The following is an 18,520-nucleotide window of genomic DNA, read 5'->3' as shown; positions in this document are numbered from 1 at the left end:
GAGACTTCTCCTCTTCTACAGGTGGGGGTAGAGCGGGTGCTTCTTGGCGAGCCGGGCGACGCGCGCGGACAGGTCGGTCTCGTCGAACGACGGCTGCAGCGCGGCGGCGATGATGTCGGCGACCTCGGTGAAGTCCTCGGCGGTGAACCCCCGCGTGGCCAGCGCGGGCGTGCCGATGCGCAGGCCGGAGGTGACCATCGGCGGACGCGGGTCGAACGGCACGGCGTTGCGGTTGACGGTGATCCCGACGCGGTGCAACCGGTCCTCGGCCTGTTGTCCGTCCAATGAGGACTCGACCAGGTCGACCAGCACGAGGTGCACGTCGGTGCCGCCGGAGAGCACCTTCACCCCGGCCGCGGCCGCGTCCGACTGGGAAAGCCGTTCGGCGAGGATCGCCGCGCCCTCGAGGACCCGGTGCTGACGCTCGCGGAACTCCTCCCCCGCGGCGACCTTGAACGACACCGCCTTCGCCGCGATGACGTGCTGCAACGGCCCGCCCTGCTGACCGGGGAACACCGTGGAGTCGACCTTCTTGGCCAGCTCCTTCGTGCACAGGATCACTCCGCCACGGGGACCGCCGAGGGTCTTGTGCGTGGTGGTCGTGACCAGGTCCGCGAACGGCACGGGGCTGGGGTGCAGGCCTGCCGCGACGAGGCCGGCGAAGTGCGCCATGTCCACCATGAGCCTGGCGCCCACCGCGTCGGCGATCCGGCGGAACTCGGCGAAGTCCAGCTGCCTCGGGTACGCCGACCAGCCCGCGATGATCAGCTTCGGCATGGTCTCCAGCGCCAGCCGTTCGACCTCGGCCATGTCGACGCGGCCGGACTCGCGATCCACGTGGTAGGCGACGACGTGGTAGAGCCGGCCGGAGAAGTTGATGCGCATGCCGTGCGTGAGGTGACCGCCGTGTGCGAGGTCGAGACCCATGATCGTGTCGCCCGGCTGCAGCACCGCCGCCATCGCCGCGGCGTTGGCCTGCGCGCCCGAGTGCGGCTGGACGTTGGCGTGCTCCGCGCCGAACAGCGCTTTCACGCGCTCGATCGCCAGCGCTTCCACGACGTCGACGTGCTCGCACCCGCCGTAGTACCGGCGTCCCGGGTATCCCTCGGCGTACTTGTTCGTCAGCACCGAGCCCTGCGCCTGCAGCACTCCGACCGGCGCGAAGTTCTCGGAGGCGATCATCTCCAGCGTCGACTGCTGGCGGTGGAGCTCGGCCCGGATCGCGGCGGCGACCTCGGGGTCGAGCTCGTCGAGGTCCTGGTCCAGAACTGTGGTGGGGACGGAGAGCGACACGGGCCAACCCTTCCGAGCGAGTTCCGTAATACGCAACACTGTTCGCATTATGCAACTGCAGGGCCTCACCGTGAGGCTCGCCAGGATGCTTGTCAAGACCCTGTCGCACGGACGGAGCAGGGTTCGTTTCTTCGTGAATCTCTTTCACAGCAGGGAATGCGTCTGCGAACGGTGTTGACGCGCGCCCCGAACGTGAGTCATCCTGCTGTTGCGCAGTGCACACCGTGTTCCGTAATACGCAACGGAGGCTTGAGGGATGATCACCGTTTGCGCCGTGGACGATCTGCCCGCAGGCGAGTCTCTGCGGATTCCGGGTGAGGTTGCGATCGCGGTCTTCAACGCGGACGGCGAGTTGTACGCCATCGACGACACCTGCAGCCACCAGGACGCCTCGCTGTCCGAGGGCTGGCTCGAGGGCTGCTTCGTCGAGTGCCCGCTGCACGCGGCGACCTTCGACCTCCGCACCGGCGTCCCGACCTGCCTGCCGGCCAAGAAGGCCGTGCGCACGTACCCGGTCGTGGTGGAGGACGGCGTGATCTACGTGGACACGCGCGTGCGCGAGCCTGTCGCATGAGAACGGTGGCGGTCGCCGGCGCCTCGCTGGCGGGCCTGCGTTCTGTGCAGGAGCTGCGACACCAGGGCTTCACCGGCCGCGTCGTCGTGATCGGCGAGGAGCCTCACGCGCCCTACGACCGTCCGCCGCTGTCCAAAGCGTTCCTCGCGGGCACCCGTCCCGCCGCGGACCTCGCTCTCGGCGATCTGGACGAGCTCGACGCCGAGTGGCGGCTCGGAGTCCGTGCCGACCGCGTCGATCCCCACGCGGGCGAGATTCACCTGTCGACCGGCGAGGTCGTCCGCGCCGACGGTCTGGTGATCGCCACGGGCGGCCGTGCCCGGACCCTTCCCGGCGATGTGGCCGGACTGCACACGTTGCGCACACTCGACGACGCCGTGGCGCTGCGCGCGTCGCTGTTCCCCGGCGCCCGAGTCGTGGTCGTCGGCGCGGGCTGGATCGGGGCCGAGGTCGCGTCGACCTGCCGCGCGCTGGGCCACGAGGTGACCGTCGTGGAAGCCGCCCAGGTGCCGATGGAACGCGCACTCGGCGCGCTCGGCTCGCTCTGCGCCGAACTGCACGCCGACCACGGTGTCGACCTGCGCCTGGGTGTCGGCGTCGCGTCCTTTCTGGACAACGGCGCCCAGGTGACGGGCGTGCTGCTGCAGGACGGCACTCAGCTGCCCGCCGACGTCGTGGTGGCGGGCATCGGCATGGAGCCCGTGACCGAGTGGCTGCACGGCTCCGGGATCCCGCTCGGCAACGGCGTGCTGTGCGACACCGGCTGCGTCACGCCGATCCCGTCGGTGGTGGCCGTGGGCGACGTCGCCCGTTTCCGCACCCGCGACGGCCGTCAGGTGCGGCACGAGCACTGGACGAACGCCTCGGAACAACCGGTCGTGGCCGTGCGCAACCTGTTGGCGGGCACCACGATCGACTCGTTCCGCCCGTCCGGGCTACGTCTGGTCGGACCAGTACGGCGTCCGCCTGCAACTCGCGGGCGACACCACTTCTGCCGACGAGGTGGTGGTGATCGACGGCTCGCCGGACGACCGCAAGTTCGTGGCCGAGTTCCGCCGCGCCGGGCACACCGTCGGCGTCCTCGCGATGAACAACGCCAAGCTCTTCGGCAGGCTCCGCAGGCAGCTCACGTCCGCGGCGCTCCCCTAGCCGAGCTGGTCTCGGCGACGGGTCAGGTAGGCGATCTCCGCGGTGTTGCCCGCCAGCTCGACGGCCCGGTCGTAGGCCGCGCGGGCCTCGGTGCCGCGGCCCAGCCGGCGCAGCAGGTCGGCGCGGGCCACGTGGTAGGCGTGGTAGCCGGCCAACGCTCCGTCCAGCCGGTCGATCGTCGCCAGTGCCACCTGCGGGCCGTCGATCTCGGCGACCGCGATGGCCCGGTTGAGCGCGACGACCGGCGACGGGTCGAGGCGGACGAGCTGGTCGTAGAGGGCGACGACCTGCGACCAGTCGGTGTCGCGCACGTCGCGGGCCGAGGTGTGCACGGCGTTGATCGCGGCGAGGATCTGGTAGCGGCCGGGAGCCACCCCGGCGGCCAGCCGCTCGCGCACCAACTGGTGGCCCTCGGCGATCAGCGCCGGGTCCCAGGCTCCGCGGTCCTGCTCGGTGAGGGAGACCAGTTCGCCGCCCGCCGAGACTCGGGCGGTGCGGCGGGCATCGGTGAGGAGCATCAGCGCGAGCAGCCCGGCCACCTCACCGTCGTCCGGCAGGAGGGCGCGGATCAGGCGGGTGAGCCGGATCGCCTCGGCGGTCAGGTCCTGGCGCACCGGATCGGTGCCGGGACCGGTGGCGAGGTAGCCCTCGTTGAACACGAGGAACAGTGCGGTGAGCACACCGGAGACGCGGGCGGGGAGATCCTCGGCCGACGGCACGCGGTACGGGATGCGCGCCGCCTTGATCTTGGCCTTCGCCCGCGTGATCCGCTGCCCGATCGCGCTCTCGGCCACCAGGAACGCGCGGGCGATCTCGGGCACGGTCAGACCGCCGACCATCCGCAACGTCAGCGCCACGCGGGCCTCCACCGCCAGCGCCGGGTGGCAGCAGGTGAAGATCAGCCGGAGCCGGTCGTCGTCGATGACGCCGAGAGGCTCGGGCGGGTCGTACGTCATCTGAGCCTCCCTCTGCTTGTCGTCGCGCTTGTTCTCACGCCGGATCCGGTCGATGGCCTTGCGGGTCGCGGTGGTGGTCAGCCACGCGCCGGGGTTGGGCGGCACACCGTCGGCGGGCCACCGCTCGACGGCGATCGCGAACGCCTCGGCCGCGGCCTCCTCTGCGATGTCCAGGTCACCGAAGCGCCTGGTCAGGGCGGCGACCACCCAGGCCCACTCCTCGCGGTGCGCCCGAGTGACCGCTTCCTCGGCGTTCACTGAAATGGCCGCACCTCGATCTTGCGGTCGCAGACCTTCGACGCCTCGGTGGCGAGCTTGAGCGCCACGTCCAGGTCGGGGGCCTCCCACACCCAGACGCCGGCGAGGTACTCCTTGGACTCCACGAAGGGCCCGTCGGTGAACAGCGGCTGCTCGCCCCGGTTGTCCACGACCGTGGCCGCCTCGGTGTCCGCGAGCCCGCCCGCGAAGACCCAGTAGCCCCCGGCGATCAGCCGTTCGTTGAACTCGCTGATCGCGGGCTGCCGGTCCGTGCTGCCGGGGTTGCTCTTGTCGTCGATGACGGAAACCAGATACCGCATCCGAAGATCCTCTCGTGTGGTGTGCAGGGTGTCAGGCCGACGGGTACTGCGGGCGCCCGGCCGGCCGGTAGACCTGGATCGTCACGCCCTTCGAGTCGACCCGTGACTCGACCAGCTCGAGCGCGTGGTCCAGGCCGTTCTCCGGGAACAGCCGCGTTCCCTGGCCGAGGATCACCGGGACGACCATCAGGGTCATCTCGTCGACCAGGTCGTTCTCCAGCAGCCAGCGGACGAGCGTGCCGCTGCCGTGCACCTGCAGCTCACCTCCCGGCTTGGCCTTCAGGTCCGCGACGGCGGCCGCGAGGTCGCCGGTCAGGGCGGTGGTGCCCGCCCACGACGGATCGGTGACCTTCGCCGACGCCACGTACTTGGGCTGCGCGTTCAACGCCCGCACCACGGGCTCCCAGCCGGGGGCGTCCTGCTCCGTCCAGGATCCTCACGAGCCGGCGAACAGCTCGTAGGTACGCCTCCCGAACAGGAAAGCGTCGGCCCGCGCGTAGGTCTGCTTGATGAACGCGTGAGTCTCGTCGTCACCCTTCCCCAGAGCCCACCCGCCGCGCACGAACCCGTTCCTGCGGTCCTCCTCCGATGCGCCGCCGTTGCCCTGCACCACGCCGTCGAGGGTGATCTGGGTGATGGTCGTCAGCTTCATGATCGCGGTTCCTCCGTCTTCGCGCCGCCCGTCGCGGCCTCACCCCTCCTACGAACTCCCCCGCCCCGATCCGACACCGCCTGCGAAACTTTCTTCGAAGATTTTTTCGTGCGGCTAGCCTCGGGCAGATGGAGGACGTGCGAGTCGACATCACCGGCACCACCACGGTGATCTGGATGAACCGCCCGGACCGGCGCAACGCGGTCGACCGCCGCATGGCCACCGAGCTGCGGGACGCGTTCCTGGCGTTCGACGCGGACCCCGGCCAGCGCGTGGCCGTGCTCGCGGGCGAGGGCGGGACGTTCTGCGCGGGCGCGGACCTGACCGTCGTCGGAGATCCCGAACGTCGCAACGACCTCGACCCGGACGGCGCCGGTCCGATGGGGCCTTCCCGGTTGCGGCTGAGCAAACCGGTGATCGCGGCCGTCAGCGGGTACGCGGTCGCGGGCGGGCTGGAGCTGGCGTTGCTCGCCGACCTGCGCGTGGTCGAGCGCGACGCGGTGTTCGGCGTGTTCTGCCGGCGGTGGGGCGTGCCGTTGATCGACGGCGGCACGGTCCGGCTCCCCCGGATCGTCGGGTTGGGGCGTGCGCTGGACCTGATCCTGACCGGACGACCCGTGGCCGCCGACGAGGCGCTGGCCATCGGACTGGCCAACCGCGTCGTCGAACCCGGTCAGGCGGTGCCCGCCGCGATGGAGCTGGCCGAGCAGATCGCCGGGTTCCCGTTCGAGTGCGTGCTCGCGGACCGGGCCTCCACCTACGCGGCGCTCGACCTGCCGCTGGCCGAGGCGTTGCGGGCGGAAGGTGCCGCCGGGGTGCCGATCGTGCGGCAGGAAGGTGTGTCCGGCGCCGCCCGTTTCGCGAGCGGCGCCGGACGACACGGCCAGTTCTAGTGGTGTGGCTCGGAACGTTGCCGGGGGAATTCGCGGTCAGACGGGTGCATCGTGGTGCCGCCCCCACGTCCTCGTACTGGTTGTACGGGGGCGTGGGGGCGGTGCCGCGAGGCGCCCTGCTGAGCGTGGATTACCTCGCCGACGTTCCGAGACGCGCCACTAGCGCACGATGCCGCCGACGATCGGCAGCACGACCTTGCTCACGCCCAACGACACGTTCAGCGCGATACCCGCGGCTCCGGTGTCCGTGGCGACGTAACCGCTGTGGTTCGTCACGATCACGACGCCGATCCGGTGCCCGGCCGGGATCAACGCGTCCTTGGCGTGCATCCGCCAGGTGACGTCCACGGTTCCGGTGGTGGGCAACGGGATCGAGGTCTCCAGTGAGGCGCGGTTCTTCGCGTCGATGGACCCGCGGGTCAGCATGGTCGCGGTGACCGCCTGCACCGAGACGTCCGGTGGGCGGGCGCATCCGGTGCGGTCGCGCAGGTTCGCGCGCGTGCAGGTCTCGGTGGAGAGCTCGATCGGCGAGCGGTCGGTGAGCACGGCCTGGGTGCTCGGGCCGTAGTCGACGAGCAACGCGGTCAGCGGGGTCGATGGGCGGTTCGAGGCGACTCGGGCGGTGAGGCTGACCTCGCCGGACAGGCGGGCGGGCTGCGTGAGCGGTGGCGTCACGTAGACCAGCCTGCGCGGATCCGCCGTCTCCGGGTTGGCCAGCATGAGCGACTCGCTGAGGTTCGCGTTGTCCCCCAGACGTTGCGTCCCGGTGCCCGGGGTGGTGGTCAGCGAACCCGACATGCCACCGGCCGCCGGCCCGAAGTACAGCGTGGTGCCCGCGGTACCCGGCCGCGGCCAGGCGGTGTCCTGCTCCCAGCTGCCGTCGGGCTTCTGGACGTCGGCCATGGGCTCGTTCATGATCCCGTTCTCGACGCCCTTGAGCCAGTGGTCCATCCACAGGCCCATCACGCGCTGCCACTCGGCCTGGCGGAACGAGATCGGGTCGAGGTGACCGCCGCGGTGCAGCCAGATCTTGCGGGGCACGTTGCGGTCCGCGAGCTGCTGCCACCAGCGGCCGAACTGCGAGGTCTTGACGTTCCAGTCCGACTGGCCGTGCACGACGAACACCGACGCCGTCACGTTCTGCGCCGTCTGCCGGTAGTCGCGGGCCTTCCAGAACGACGTGTAGTCGAAGGACTCGTCGCCGTCCTCCTTCGCCAGCTTGTCGAACACCGGCTTGCACTTCGCCTTCTGCGCGGAGCTGACCACGTAGTTGGCGAGGTAGGTCGGGTAGTCCTTGGAGTGCGCGCCGCGATAGGCGATGCCCTGGTCGCGCGAGTACTCGTACCAGCTGGAGATCGCCGCGATCGGCACGATCGTCTTGACGCCGTGGATGTTCGCCGCCGCGGCCGCGTTGGGCAGGGTTCCGTTGTAGGACACACCGAGCATGCCGACGTTGCCCGTGCTCCAGCTCGCCACCGCGGGCCTGCCGTCGGCGTAGAAGGCCTTGGCGCGGCCGTTGAGCCAGTCCACGACGGCGCGGACGCTCGCGGTGTCCTCGGGGCCGCCGGTGGTCGGGCAGCCGGTCGAACGGGAGGTGCCTTGCATCTCCATCTCGACGACCGCGTAGCCGCGTGGCACGAAGTACTCGTCGTACCACCGGCTGAAGCCGCGCGGCACGTCCATCGCCTGTTTCGCCGTGCCCAGCCCGTAGTAGGGGCTGGCCTCCATGACGATCGGCACCTTCCCGGCCGTGTCCGGACGCATCACGTCCGCGGCGATCCGGTCGAGCTTGCCGTCCGCGTCACTGTCGATCGTGGACTCGACGTAGACCGTCTCGGTGACCGCCGCAGGGGCCGCCTCCGAGACAGGTGTGATCATCGTCGTGGCCGTCAGCAGGATGGCCGCGACGAGGGTGACCCTTCGCATGAGTTCCTCCGTCGGAGGGCCCGTTCACCCGCAGGGGTGTGGTGAATCGGGCCCTTCCAACGGATCTCACCGAATCCGGTGGTGCCACCGGTACGGCCGAAAGGTCTGAACAATTACCGGTTCAGGCCGCGACGAGCTCCTTGTCGCGGTCCGGCGTCTTGACCTTGGGCTTCTTGTTCGGCAGCGAGAGCCGGAAGACCTTGTGCCACGCCGAGAACACCTGCTTGGGCAGCGGCCCGGTCACGTACTCCAGCTCGTACTTCTCGAACAGCGCGCGCACCTTCACCGCGACCTCGGCGTACCGGTTGCTCGGCAGGTCCGGGAACAGGTGGTGCTCGATCTGGTGCGACAGGTTGCCGGTCATGAAGTGCATGGCCTTGCTGCCGCTGATGTTCGCCGAGCCCATCATCTGGCGCAGGTACCACTGGCCGCGCGTCTCGTTCTTGATCGACCGGCGCTCGAAGACCTGCACGCCCTCGGGGAAGTGCCCGCACATGATCACCGAGTGCGACCAGATGTTGCGGACCAGGTTCGCGGTGAACGTGGCGGCGAGCGTGGTGAGGAACGACGGGCCCGACAGCAGCGGGTGGATCACGTAGTCCTTGAGCACCTGCTTGCGGATCTTGCGGCCCACGGCCTTGGCCCGCGCGCGGAACTCGGGGTTCTTGCGGCGGCGCTTGTGCAGGTTCTTGCCGAGCTCCAGGTCGTACGCTGCGATGCCGTACTCGAAGAAGCAGGCGTTGATGAAGTTCCACAGCGGCTGCGCGAGGTAGATCGGGTGCCACTTCTGGTCCTCGTCCACGCGCATGATGCCGTAGCCGAGGTCGTTGTCCTTGCCGATCACGTTGGTGTACTTGTGGTGCAGCTCGTTGTGCGAGTGCTTCCACTGCTCGGCGGGCGAGACGTGGTCCCAGTCCCAGGTGGTGGAGTGGATCTTCGGGTCGCGCATCCAGTCCCACTGGCCGTGCAGGATGTTGTGGCCGATCTCCATGTTGTCCATGATCTTCGCCACGGACAGGCCGGCGGTGCCGACGATCCACGCGGGCGGGAAGAGCGAGAACAGCAGGATGCCGCGGCTGACCAGCTCGAGCTTGCGCTGCGCCGAGATCACCTTGCGGATGTAGGCGGCGTCCTTCTCACCTCGGCTGGCGAGCACCTCGTCGCGGATCGCGTCGAGCTCGCGGCCGAGCTCCTCGATCTGTTCCGCGGTCAGGTGGGCGGTGGGGTCGATGGCGGTCATGTAGCTCGCTTTCGGGGGGACAGTGGCTGGGGGTCGGGCCACTTCGCGGGCGGAGGGGAAAGTCTGTGGCTAGCGTTCGAGCTCGCACGGGCCGGCTGCGGCGGACACGCAGGTCTGCACCACCACTCCCGGCTCGGCCTCGGTGATCTCGCCGGTGCGCAGGTCGCGGACGGCGCCCGCCTTGAGCGGGGTGCTGCAGCCGAAGCAGATGCCCATCCGGCAGCCGGACGGCATGAGCACGCCGGCCGCCTCGCCGACGTCCAGCAACGGTGTGGCGCCGTCCGCGTCGACGGTCTTGCCGGTGGTGCCGAACGTGACCTCGCCGCCGTCGCCGGCGACGACGATCGTGGGCCGGAAGCGTTCGGTGTGCAGGCTGTCCGACTTGTCGTGCTTCGCCCAGTGCGCCTCGGCGGCGTCGAGCAGGCCGGTGGGTCCGCAGGCCCAGGTCTCGCGCTCGGCCCAGTCGGGCACGAGCTCGGCGAGGCGGGTGAGGTCGAGCATGCCGTCGGTGTCGGTGTGCAGCTCGGTGAGCCGCAGTTTCTCGTCCGCGACCAGGTCGTGCAGGTCGTTGCGGAAGATGACGTCCTTGGCCTGGGGCGCCGAGTGCACCAGGACGACGTCGTCGAGTTCGGAGTCGCGCAGCATGCCCATGACGGGCGTGATGCCGCTGCCGGCGGTCAGGTAGAGCACCTTCGCGGGCTTGGTCTCGGGCAGCACGAAGTCGCCGGTGGCCTGGTCGAGCTGGATCACCGTGCCCGGCTTCATCCGGCGCACGAGGTAGTTGCTCACCTTGCCGTCCGGGATCGCCTTCGCGGTGATCGTGATGCGGCCGTCGGCCCGGTTCGCCGGCGAGGTGACCGAGTAGGCACGCCACAGGCGCACCCCGTCGACGTCGACGCCGATCCGCACGTACTGACCGGCCCTGTGGCCGCGCCAGCCCTTGCCCGGCCTGATCACGATGGTGGCGGCGTCCGGGGTCTCCAGATGCACGGCCTCAACGCGTCCTCGCAGGTCAGCGCCCGCTCGAAGGGGACTGACCAGGTCGAGGTAGTCCGACGGCAGCAGCGGCGTCGTGACCATCTCCAGCAGTTTCCACGCCCTGCTGCGAAGGGCGGCACTCGTCATGACTCCAGCTTGATGCGCCTCAGGGCGTAAAGTCCTGTCCGCAGGACGTGAATTTGGTCGGCTGAATTGTTCGCGGGGAACAAAACATGAGCCACGCAATCCGGAGAGCCACCGAACTGGCCCTTGATGAGACGACGGTCACCGCGCTACGGGCGGCGCTGAAGACCACCGCCGACGAGGTGGTCCAGGCCATCATCGACGAGGTCCCGTCGTACGCCAACGCACTTTCGGGCCGCATGGGCGGCACTATCCGCCGAGCCGTCCGCACGGCCCTCGGACACTACCTCGACCTCGCCAGTGGCAACGTCACCAGCGGCGACGCGGGCGACGCGGCCTACGAGCTGGGCCGGGGCGAGGTCCGCGACGGCCGGTCGATGGACGCCCTGCTCAGCGCCTACCGCGTGGGCGCCCGCGTGGCCTGGCGAGGCCTCGCCGCGGGCGCCGTACCAGCTGGTCTCCCCGCCGCCGAGGTCGCCAAGTTCGCCGAGCTGACCTTCGCGTACATCGACGAGCTCTCCGCCGCGAGCGCCGCGGGCCACGCCGACGAGCTGGCCGCCAGGGGCCTGGCGCACGAGCGCCACCTTGAGCAACTGGCTCGCGACCTCCTCGCCGGCGCGGGCTCGGACGTGCTGCTGGCCTCCGCCCAGCGCGCCGGGTGGCAGCCTCCCGTGTCGCTGACCGCGGTGCTGCTGCCCGCCGCCCAGGCCCGCCCGGCCTACCGCGCGCTCGACTCCAGCACACTCGTCCTGGACGACCTGCCCGACGCTCTCGGCGTGCTGCTCGTGCCCGACGGTGACCGGGCTCATCTCCTGCGGCAACTGTCCGAGCGCACCGCCGTCGTCGGTCCCGCGCGCCCATGGACCCGTGCATCCGCCTCTTACGAACGCGCCGTACGCGCGCGCTCGCTGTCCACCAAAATCCGCGACACCGAGGAGCACCTGCCCGAACTCGTCCTGAGCGCCGACATCGACGCGTTCGCCGACCTCCGCGCCCGCGCACTGGCACCGTTGCGGACGTTGCCCGTCGCGACCGCGCGCAGGCTGGAGGAGACGCTGCGGGCGTGGCTGCTGCACCACGGCAGGCGGGAGGAGGTGGCGGCGGCGTTGTTCGTGCACCCGCAGACCGTCCGGTACCGGATGTCGCAGCTGCGGGAGCTGTTCCCGGATCTGGCGTCGCCGCACCGGGTTCTCGAGCTGACGCTCGCGGTAGGCCTGGGAGTCACCTGACTTCCTAACACGACTCTCGGAAGTCCAGGTCTGACACGTATCGCGCCCACAGGTCCCGGTCGAGCCCGCCACCGGTGACAGCACAGGCGGTCTCGTCGAGCTTGCCGCGCAGCTCATGTGTCGGCTTGAGGTCCCACAACACGACGGTGCCGTTGGAGCCGCCGGTCGCCAGCAGGTCGCTGGCGGGCGAGAACTCCAGGTGGTAGACGGCGTCACCGTTGTCGGCGAGCGAGGTGCCGAGCTGCTCGGGCAGGATCCTGTTGCCGAGGTCCCAGAGGAAGACGCCGTTGGTGATGCCGCCGGTGACCATGATGTCGGCCGACGGCGCGAACGTCGCGGTGAGAACGCTTTGGGTGCCGTGCGGGACGAGAGGGTCGCCGAGGCGTCTGGGATGCTCGGGATCCTTGATGTCCCACAGGATGGCGGCGCCCTTCGCGTCGCCGGTCATGAGCAGGTCGCCGGCCGGGGACACCGCCGCGCTCGCCACGCGGTCGGAGTGCCCGAGCAGGCCCGCACCCAGCTGGCGGGGGTGCGCTGGATCGGTGATGTCCCACAGCCGTGCGCCGTTCGGGTCGCCAGGCCCGCCCTGCCACCGCCCCGACGAGTCGCTGGATCCCACGGCGGCGGAGCCGTTGCTGTTCGTCGTCGTGGGGATGGTCGGCGCGGCGACTGCCGTGGTGGTCATGGGTGCGGCTCCCGAGCCGCGGACCACGGCGAGCACACGGCCGTCGCGCACCTGGTCGACGGCGAGGACGCCTTCCTTGTCGAGCAACTGGGCGGACTTCGAGGTGCGTGCGGGATCGGCGACGTCCCACACCGTCGTGCCCGAGTCGCCGCCCGCGGTCAGCCTGGTGCCGTCGGGTGAGAACACCAGCCGCCGGATGATGTTGGTGGACCCGGTGAGCGCGGGATCCAGCCTGCGCGGGTGGTCGCGGTCGGCCAGGTCCACGAGGACGACCTTGTCGTTGCCCTCGGTGAACGCGAGGAGTCTGCCGCCGGGGGCGAACGCGACCGCGTCGACGCCCTCGTGGTCAGAACGCGCGGTCAGCGTGTCGATCTTGCGGGGACGAGCGCGGTCGGTGATGTCCCACAGTTCGACGGTGTTGTCGCGGCCGGCGGTGGCGAGCACGGTCGCGTCCGGGGACAGGGCCATGCCGTAGATCTCCTTGTACCGCCCGGCCCGGTGGACGGCGATCGGCGGCCCGAACGCACGCGGACGGCCTGCCCTGGCCAGGTTCCACAGGGTGATGCGGCCGGAGGTGCTGCCGGACGCGACCATCTGCCCGTCCGGGGAGAACGTCGTGATCCGGTCCTCCTCGCCGGCCTGCAGCCGTTCCGTGCGCGACGGGAAGTCGATGCTTTCGGTGTCCCACAAGACAAGCCCGGTGTCACGCCCTGCCGTGGTGGCGAGCGCGTCGCCGTGCGTCGAGAACGTCACGCGCGACCCGATGCTGACTCGGACGAGGTCCCTGGCGGGCTTGGGGTTCGCGGGATCGCTGATGGTCCACAGGCTGGTGCCGCGCAACTGGCCACCGAGGGCGAGCTTCTTGCCGTCGGCGGAGAACGAGATCGTGCCGACCAGGTCCTTGGGGGTGAGCGTGATCCGGGCGAGCGACCGGGGCGCGGCACGGTCGTGGATGTCCCAGAGCACCACCGGGTCCTCGGTTCCCCCGCCCGACGTGGCCATCAGAGCGCCGTCGGGAGAGAACGCGAGAGCCTCCACCTTCCCGGCATAGGCGGTGACCGGAGCGCCCGCGGGGTGCACGTTCGCCGGATCGCTGAGATCCCACAGCTGCACCGCGGGGCTGTCCTCCCCGGACGTCGCCGAGAGGGTGCCGTCCGCGGACAGCCATCCGCCGACGTTCTTGTCCTTCTGCCCCTGCACGGGCGTGCCGGTCTGACGGGGATGTTCCGGGTCGGCCACGTCCCACATCGTGACGGCGCCGTTGGTGCCGGTCGCGACCAACCGGCGGTCACCGGCCGCGAACGCGAGGTTCAGCCTCGACTTGAAGCCGATGAACGGGTCGCCGAGACGACGCGGCCGCAGCGGGTCGCGCAGATCCCAGAGCATGATCGCGCCCGAGTCGAACCCGGCGGCCAGGTACCGGCCCGTCGACGAGTAGGCGATCGAGCTCACCTGCTCGCTGACCCCGACGAGCTGGCCCGCGTAGGGCGTGGTGGTGAGGGTGCGCTGGAGTGCCGCGTAGGTCTCCGCGTCCGGGTGGATCTTGTGGGCCGCGAGGCCGAGCATCAGCGCCGTGCGCGGGTCGGACTCGCTGACCGCGCTCGCCTTCGCGCCCAGCTGCCGCACGGTGGCGACGAGGGCCTGCTCGCGTGCTTCCTGTTGCCGCTGGGCGGCGGAACGCTGCTGCACGAACGCGATCACACCCGCCACCAGCGCGACCACGATGAGCGCCGCGGACGCGCTGACGATCACGCGCCGCCGTGAGTTGCTGCTGCGCCTGCTGGCGGTCAGGAACTCACGGCCGGACTGGCTCAGCTCGGTCTCATCAACAGCACGGGCGCTGGTCAACTGGCGACGTTCCCAGAGGTCGTCGTCCCTGCGTTTTGCCGTGTGCCACGCGGCAGCGGCCTGCTCGATCGACCGGCGGGCCCTCAGCGTCTCCGCCGCCTTCCCGATCGCCTGCTCGAGCGGCGGCCACGCCGTGAAGAACTTCTCGTGCGACGCGCTGACCCTGGCCTCGCCGTTCTCCGCCGAGTCGACGGTCAGCAGCCGGTGCTCCACGAACGCGTCCAGCTCCGGCACCGGCACGCCGTGCCACCGCGTCGGGTTGCCCTGCTCGTCCACGGTCACCAGTCGTAGCAACGCTTTCAGGACGTCCTCGCGGCTGCGCCCGGTCTCGGCCAGCGCCACCTCGGCCTGCCGGGTCAACGCTCCCCGCACGCCGCCCAGCGCGTCGTACTGGGCAGCCGACAGCTCACCTCCGCGCGGCACGCCCTTGGCGAGCTGCTCGAGCGTGAAAGCCAGCAGCGGCAGCGCGTCCCCGCTCTCGGTGTCCTCCACGAGCCTCGCCACGAGGTCCTCGCCGACCTTGATCCCCGCCAGCCGCGCGGGTCCCTCGATGACCGTCCGCAACGTCTCGCGCCGCAACGGCCGGACCATGTAGGTCCGCGACCGCACGGCGGCGAGGTCGGGATCGACCGTCCAGTCGGCCAGGAACTCCGGCCTGATGGTCGCCACGACGTCGACCGGCCCCTTCAACGCCAGCCGCAGGTCCGCGGCGAACTTCGCCCGGTCCTCCGCCTGCGTGAGGAGCTCCTCGGCCTGGTCGATCACGATCAGGAGCCGCCTGCGGCGCTTGCCCGGCACGGCCAGCAGCAGCTCGTCGAACACCTCGCCCCGCTCCAGCGCGGCCTGCACGTCGCCGATCGGCCGCCCCGGGCCCAGATCCCGGAACGCCCCGGCGAGCTCGCGGACGAGTGCCTGGTGCGGATCGACGCCGGGCGTGAACACCGGCAACGTCCACCAGTCCGGCTCGTCGGCCATCCGCGGCACCAGACCTGCCCGCACGAGTGATGACTTGCCACACCCCGACGGCCCGAAGACGAGCAACACGGCGTTGTCGGACCGTTCCGCGGGCGATCGCAACAGACCGGTGAGCTTGTCGATGTCCTCGTTGCGCCCGAAGAACGCGCGGTGCAGCCCGGCGTCGAACGCCCGCAACCCGGGAAACGGCGACCGCTCGCCCGACCACCCGACACCGCCCGCGTGGTCGATGCGCCGCAACGCCTCCAGCACCGGCTCCCGCGCCGCCTCGACGTCCGCGTAGTGCAGCTGCGCGAGCAACGGGTGCGTGACGCCCTTCTCCGCACACACCGGCAGCAACACCACACCCCGCGACCGGGCGATCGCCACCTCGGCCACGCACCAGACCGAGTTCAGATAGGCGTTGGTGACGACGCAGACCGTGGCGTCGGCGCGGCGCAGCTGGTCGTACAGCCGCTGTTCCCACTCCTCGCCGACGACGATGCCGTCGCGAAGGTCCCGGTCGAGGAACACGGTGTGTCCCTCGTCGACGAGCCACCTGCGCAGGTCGGCGGCGACGGCGGAGTCCTCACCGGCATGACTGATGAAGACGTTGGCCACACCCGCAGGATCGCCGTTCGCAGCAATCCCGTTACTGCCCGTTGCGCAACGACCACGCGGCGATCTCGGTCCTGGTCCGCAGCCCCAGCTTGGCCAGCACGCTGCGCACGTGGGTTTCGACGGTCCGCTCGGACAGCACGAGCCGGGTGGCGATCTCCCGGTTCGTCAACGCCTGCGCGACCAGTGCTACCACTTCGGACTCGCGCGGCGACAACGGATCCGCGGCCCGCTCCTGCACCCCGATCCGCCGCAGCAGCCGGTCAGCGGCCTCCAGGCGCAACGGAAGGTCCAGCGCGGAACTCGGACGCCGCCTGAGCGGCCAGCACCCGAGCCTCCGCGAGCGAATCCAGCTCCACGAGGGCCTGGGCGAGGCCGAGCCGGCTCAGCGCCACGAATGGCCGGGCGCCGATCCGGGCGTTCATCTCGGCGGCCAGGCGGTAGTGCGACACGGCGACCGGGACGCGGCCGCAGGTCATCGCCAGGTCGCCGAGCAGGTGGGGCGAGGCGGCGCTGCAGAACACCGCGCCGGAGCCGTCGGCCGAGAAGTCCGGCTCCAATGTGGACAGACGGGAGTAGACGAGGTCCGTGGTCTCGGTGTCGCCGAGCATGCAGGCGACCTCACCGATCTGGCTGAGCAGCGGTGCCCACGTCGGACCCACCTCGACGGTGGCGGGCATCGTGCGGAACTCCTCGAACGTCGCGCGCGCCCGGTCCAGGTCTCCTCGCAGCGCGTGCAGGAGGGGGACGGACACGCGGGCCAGTGGAATGTCGGCGACGTGCTCGAGAACGCCCAGCGCTTCCTCGGCGGACTCGGCGTCGATGGTGCCGTTCAGGTGGGCCAGCCGGAGCAGGAACGCGTGGTACATGCCCACCGCCGCGGTGACACCGATTCGTTCGGCCAGGGCGCGGGCCGTGTCGTTGTGTTCCAGGGCAACGGAAAGCCTGCCCACCAGGGCCGCGCGGGTGGCCCGCAGCCGGTACAGGTGCCACCAGGCGATGGGGTGCTGGCGGGCGGCGGCGAACTGTTCGATCAGGGCCAGTTCGCGGTCGACGGAGACGAGGTCGCCGGCCTGGAACGCCGCATCCACCAGCCAGACGTGGCCCCACAGCGCGGCGTGGGGCTGGTGAGCCGAGGAGGCCAGCGCCACGGCCCGCAGAGCGAGCGAGACCCGTTCGGCGCGGAACTGCGGCGCGCACAACGACAGGTGCCGGGCGTGGATGCCGTCCAGCTCAGCGTCCGGGTCGCCGCTGCGCGAGGCTAGTTCCAGTGCGGTGGCGGACAACGAGCGGGCCAGCGAGGCGGAACCCGTTGCGGTGGCGGCCATCGCGCGCCGAGCCAGCAGGCGGGCGCGCAGGACGTCGGACGGGTGGTGCTCCAGCGCCTGCGCGCACAGGTGGTCGACGGCGGCGAGCAACTCGGGGCCGCCGAGCCCGGTGATCACCAGGGCGGCCTCGGCCATCAGATCGGACGCGCCGGCGTCCTGGGCCAGGCGGATCGCGGTCCGGCAATGGTCGAGGCTGCTGTCGACCTCACCGCACAAGAACTCGGCGCGCGCGAGGTCGAGCGTCAGCGCGGCACGCTCCTCGGAGGAGCCGGCGGACTCCAAAGCCAGCAAGGCGAAACGCCGAGCATCGTCGTACGCCAGGTCGGTGGTGGCGGCGTGGGCGGCGGCGGTGGCCCAGCGGGTGCACTCGGCGGGCTCGTCGGCGCGGCTCCAGTGGGTGGCGATGCGGCCGGGAGCGCCGCCGGCCGAGATCAGGGCTTCCGCGCAACGCCGATGCAGGTCGAGGCGCTTGGACGGGGAAAGGTCCTGGTAGATCGCGTCACGAACGAGGGCGTGCGTGAAAGCGAGAGGATCGGCCTCCAGCACCCGCGCGGCAACGGCCTCGTCCAGCAGCGGCCCCGGCGAGGCGATACCGGTGACGGCCTCCAGCAGGACCGGTTCGATCCGCTCCCCCAGCACGCTCGCCGCGTCCAGCACGTCGCGGACCTGTGCGCTGAGGCCGTCCAGTCCGGACAGGACGAGCTTGTGCAGTTCCGGGTGGACGGTGATCTCACCGCTGCCGGTGATCCGGTCGAGCAGCATCCGGACGTAGAGCGGGTTGCCGCCGGTGTCGCTGATCAGCCGCGCGGCCAGCGAGTCGGGGTCGGTGACCGTCGTGACGCGACGGATCCAGCCCGCCACGTCCTCGCGTCGCAAACCGCCGAGCCGGATCACCTGGGCGGCCGGGGCCCGGAGCAGCTCGGGCAGCGGGTCGCCGCGGTAGGTCGCGACCACCACGATCCGGGCGCTGCCGAGCTCCCCCGCCAGGTGAGTGAGCAGGCGCAACGAGGTGAGGTCCGCCCAGTGGACGTCCTCCAGGACGATCAGCAGGCCGGTGGACCCGGCCTCGGCGACGAGAGCGTCCACGGCGTCGGCGACCATCGCGAACCGGGACGTCGCGTCGGCCGGATCGAAGTGCGAACCGGCCAGTACGCGGCCCAGTGACGGCAGGTCGCGGGCCACCCGGCGCCACGGCCACAGCGGCGGCATGCCGGGGTCGTCCACGGCCTGACCACGTGCGGAACCGATGCCGTACTCGGCGGCCATGTCGAGCGCGGCCGTGGCGAGCCTGGACTTGCCGATGCCCGCGTCGCCGCCGACGAGCACCAGCCTGCCCGTCGCCGCCACCAGGGCCGCGCGCAGTCCGGCCAGCTCGCGGTCGCGGCCGAGGATCGGGACCTCCACGCCAGCAGTATCGCGGCTCGGTGCCGATTCAGTACCGCACTCCGTGCTGGCACGGATCCGCGTGGCACCCG

General features: G+C 70.8%; 13 protein-coding genes and 2 pseudogenes. 5 read left to right on the top strand and 10 right to left on the bottom strand.

Translation table 11 applies throughout. The features are described from left to right. Positions 1-15 precede the first annotated feature (15 nt). Positions 16-1,293, bottom strand: a complete 1,278-nt coding sequence (glyA, locus tag ABZ345_RS02580; RefSeq protein ID WP_359842153.1) for a serine hydroxymethyltransferase — start codon at positions 1,291-1,293, stop codon at positions 16-18. Positions 1,294-1,549: 256 nt separating this feature from the next. Here glyA and ABZ345_RS02575 point away from each other — a divergent pair, with 256 nt between their 5' ends. The 3 genes and pseudogenes from ABZ345_RS02575 to ABZ345_RS02565 all read left to right on the top strand — a co-directional run bounded on the left by ABZ345_RS02575 (position 1,550) and on the right by ABZ345_RS02565 (position 3,016). Then, the gene (locus ABZ345_RS02575) at positions 1,550-1,867 is read left to right on the top strand and encodes a bifunctional 3-phenylpropionate/cinnamic acid dioxygenase ferredoxin subunit (protein WP_359842151.1); all 318 of its coding nucleotides are present in this window, start codon (positions 1,550-1,552) and stop codon (positions 1,865-1,867) included. After that, a pseudogene (locus ABZ345_RS02570) lies at positions 1,864-2,679 on the top strand (NAD(P)/FAD-dependent oxidoreductase); the annotation flags it as partial. The gene ABZ345_RS02575 and the pseudogene ABZ345_RS02570, both read left to right, overlap by 4 nt. Before the next feature lie 154 nt (positions 2,680-2,833). Beyond that, complete coding sequence (locus ABZ345_RS02565) at positions 2,834-3,016, top strand: oxidoreductase C-terminal domain-containing protein (RefSeq protein WP_359842252.1); 183 nt, start codon at positions 2,834-2,836, stop codon at positions 3,014-3,016. Here ABZ345_RS02565 and ABZ345_RS02560 read toward each other — a convergent pair. The 3 genes and pseudogenes from ABZ345_RS02560 to ABZ345_RS02550 all read right to left on the bottom strand — a co-directional run bounded on the left by ABZ345_RS02560 (position 3,013) and on the right by ABZ345_RS02550 (position 5,202). After that, the gene (locus ABZ345_RS02560) at positions 3,013-4,230 is read right to left on the bottom strand and encodes a DUF6596 domain-containing protein (RefSeq protein WP_359842149.1); all 1,218 of its coding nucleotides are present in this window, start codon (positions 4,228-4,230) and stop codon (positions 3,013-3,015) included. The two genes, ABZ345_RS02565 and ABZ345_RS02560, sit on opposite strands and share 4 nt — an antisense overlap. Beyond that, complete coding sequence (locus ABZ345_RS02555) at positions 4,227-4,550, bottom strand: YciI family protein (RefSeq protein ID WP_359842147.1); 324 nt, start codon at positions 4,548-4,550, stop codon at positions 4,227-4,229. The genes ABZ345_RS02560 and ABZ345_RS02555 overlap by 4 nt, the downstream gene beginning before the upstream one ends. A gap of 31 nt (positions 4,551-4,581) precedes the next feature. Next, a pseudogene (locus ABZ345_RS02550) lies at positions 4,582-5,202 on the bottom strand (dihydrofolate reductase family protein). A gap of 128 nt (positions 5,203-5,330) precedes the next feature. Here ABZ345_RS02550 and ABZ345_RS02545 point away from each other — a divergent pair. Continuing rightward, entirely contained in the window at positions 5,331-6,095 is a 765-nt protein-coding gene (locus tag ABZ345_RS02545; RefSeq protein ID WP_359842145.1) for a crotonase/enoyl-CoA hydratase family protein, read from the top strand. Positions 6,096-6,254: 159 nt separating this feature from the next. On the opposite strand, the gene ABZ345_RS02540 is transcribed toward ABZ345_RS02545, so the two are convergent. The 3 genes from ABZ345_RS02540 to ABZ345_RS02530 all read right to left on the bottom strand — a co-directional run bounded on the left by ABZ345_RS02540 (position 6,255) and on the right by ABZ345_RS02530 (position 10,386). Then, positions 6,255-8,021: a CocE/NonD family hydrolase gene (locus ABZ345_RS02540; protein WP_359842143.1), complete on the bottom strand. Its 1,767-nt coding sequence runs from the start codon at positions 8,019-8,021 to the stop codon at positions 6,255-6,257. 121 nt (positions 8,022-8,142) lie between these two features. Then, positions 8,143-9,261, bottom strand: a complete 1,119-nt coding sequence (locus ABZ345_RS02535; protein ID WP_359842141.1) for an acyl-CoA desaturase — start codon at positions 9,259-9,261, stop codon at positions 8,143-8,145. 69 nt (positions 9,262-9,330) lie between these two features. Further along, complete coding sequence (locus ABZ345_RS02530) at positions 9,331-10,386, bottom strand: ferredoxin reductase (protein ID WP_359842139.1); 1,056 nt, start codon at positions 10,384-10,386, stop codon at positions 9,331-9,333. An 86-nt stretch (positions 10,387-10,472) separates the two neighbouring features. Between ABZ345_RS02530 and ABZ345_RS02525 the strand changes: the two genes are divergently transcribed. After that, a complete protein-coding gene (locus ABZ345_RS02525; RefSeq protein WP_359842137.1) occupies positions 10,473-11,612 on the top strand; it encodes a helix-turn-helix domain-containing protein in 1,140 nt (379 codons plus the stop codon). A 4-nt stretch (positions 11,613-11,616) separates the two neighbouring features. On the opposite strand, the gene ABZ345_RS02520 is transcribed toward ABZ345_RS02525, so the two are convergent. From ABZ345_RS02520 to ABZ345_RS02510, 3 genes are read right to left on the bottom strand one after another with little or no spacing between them, the layout of a single operon-like run. Next, positions 11,617-15,720, bottom strand: coding sequence for a TIR domain-containing protein (locus ABZ345_RS02520; RefSeq protein ID WP_359842135.1), 4,104 nt, complete (start codon positions 15,718-15,720; stop codon positions 11,617-11,619). Between the two features lie 31 nt (positions 15,721-15,751). Further along, positions 15,752-16,000 carry a LuxR C-terminal-related transcriptional regulator gene (locus ABZ345_RS02515; protein WP_359842133.1) on the bottom strand — a complete coding sequence of 83 codons (249 nt, stop codon included), beginning with the start codon at positions 15,998-16,000 and terminating at the stop codon, positions 15,752-15,754. Beyond that, complete coding sequence (locus tag ABZ345_RS02510; protein ID WP_359842131.1) at positions 15,981-18,449, bottom strand: AAA family ATPase; 2,469 nt, start codon at positions 18,447-18,449, stop codon at positions 15,981-15,983. Before ABZ345_RS02510 ends, ABZ345_RS02515 begins: the two co-directional genes overlap by 20 nt. Positions 18,450-18,520: the final 71 nt, after the last annotated feature.

The sequence above is a fragment of the Lentzea sp. NPDC005914 genome, assembly GCF_040629405.1.
Classification (GTDB): Bacteria; Actinomycetota; Actinomycetes; order Mycobacteriales; family Pseudonocardiaceae; genus Lentzea.
Note: the sequence above shows the minus strand (reverse complement) of the source record. Positions and strands in the feature narration are given on the sequence as shown.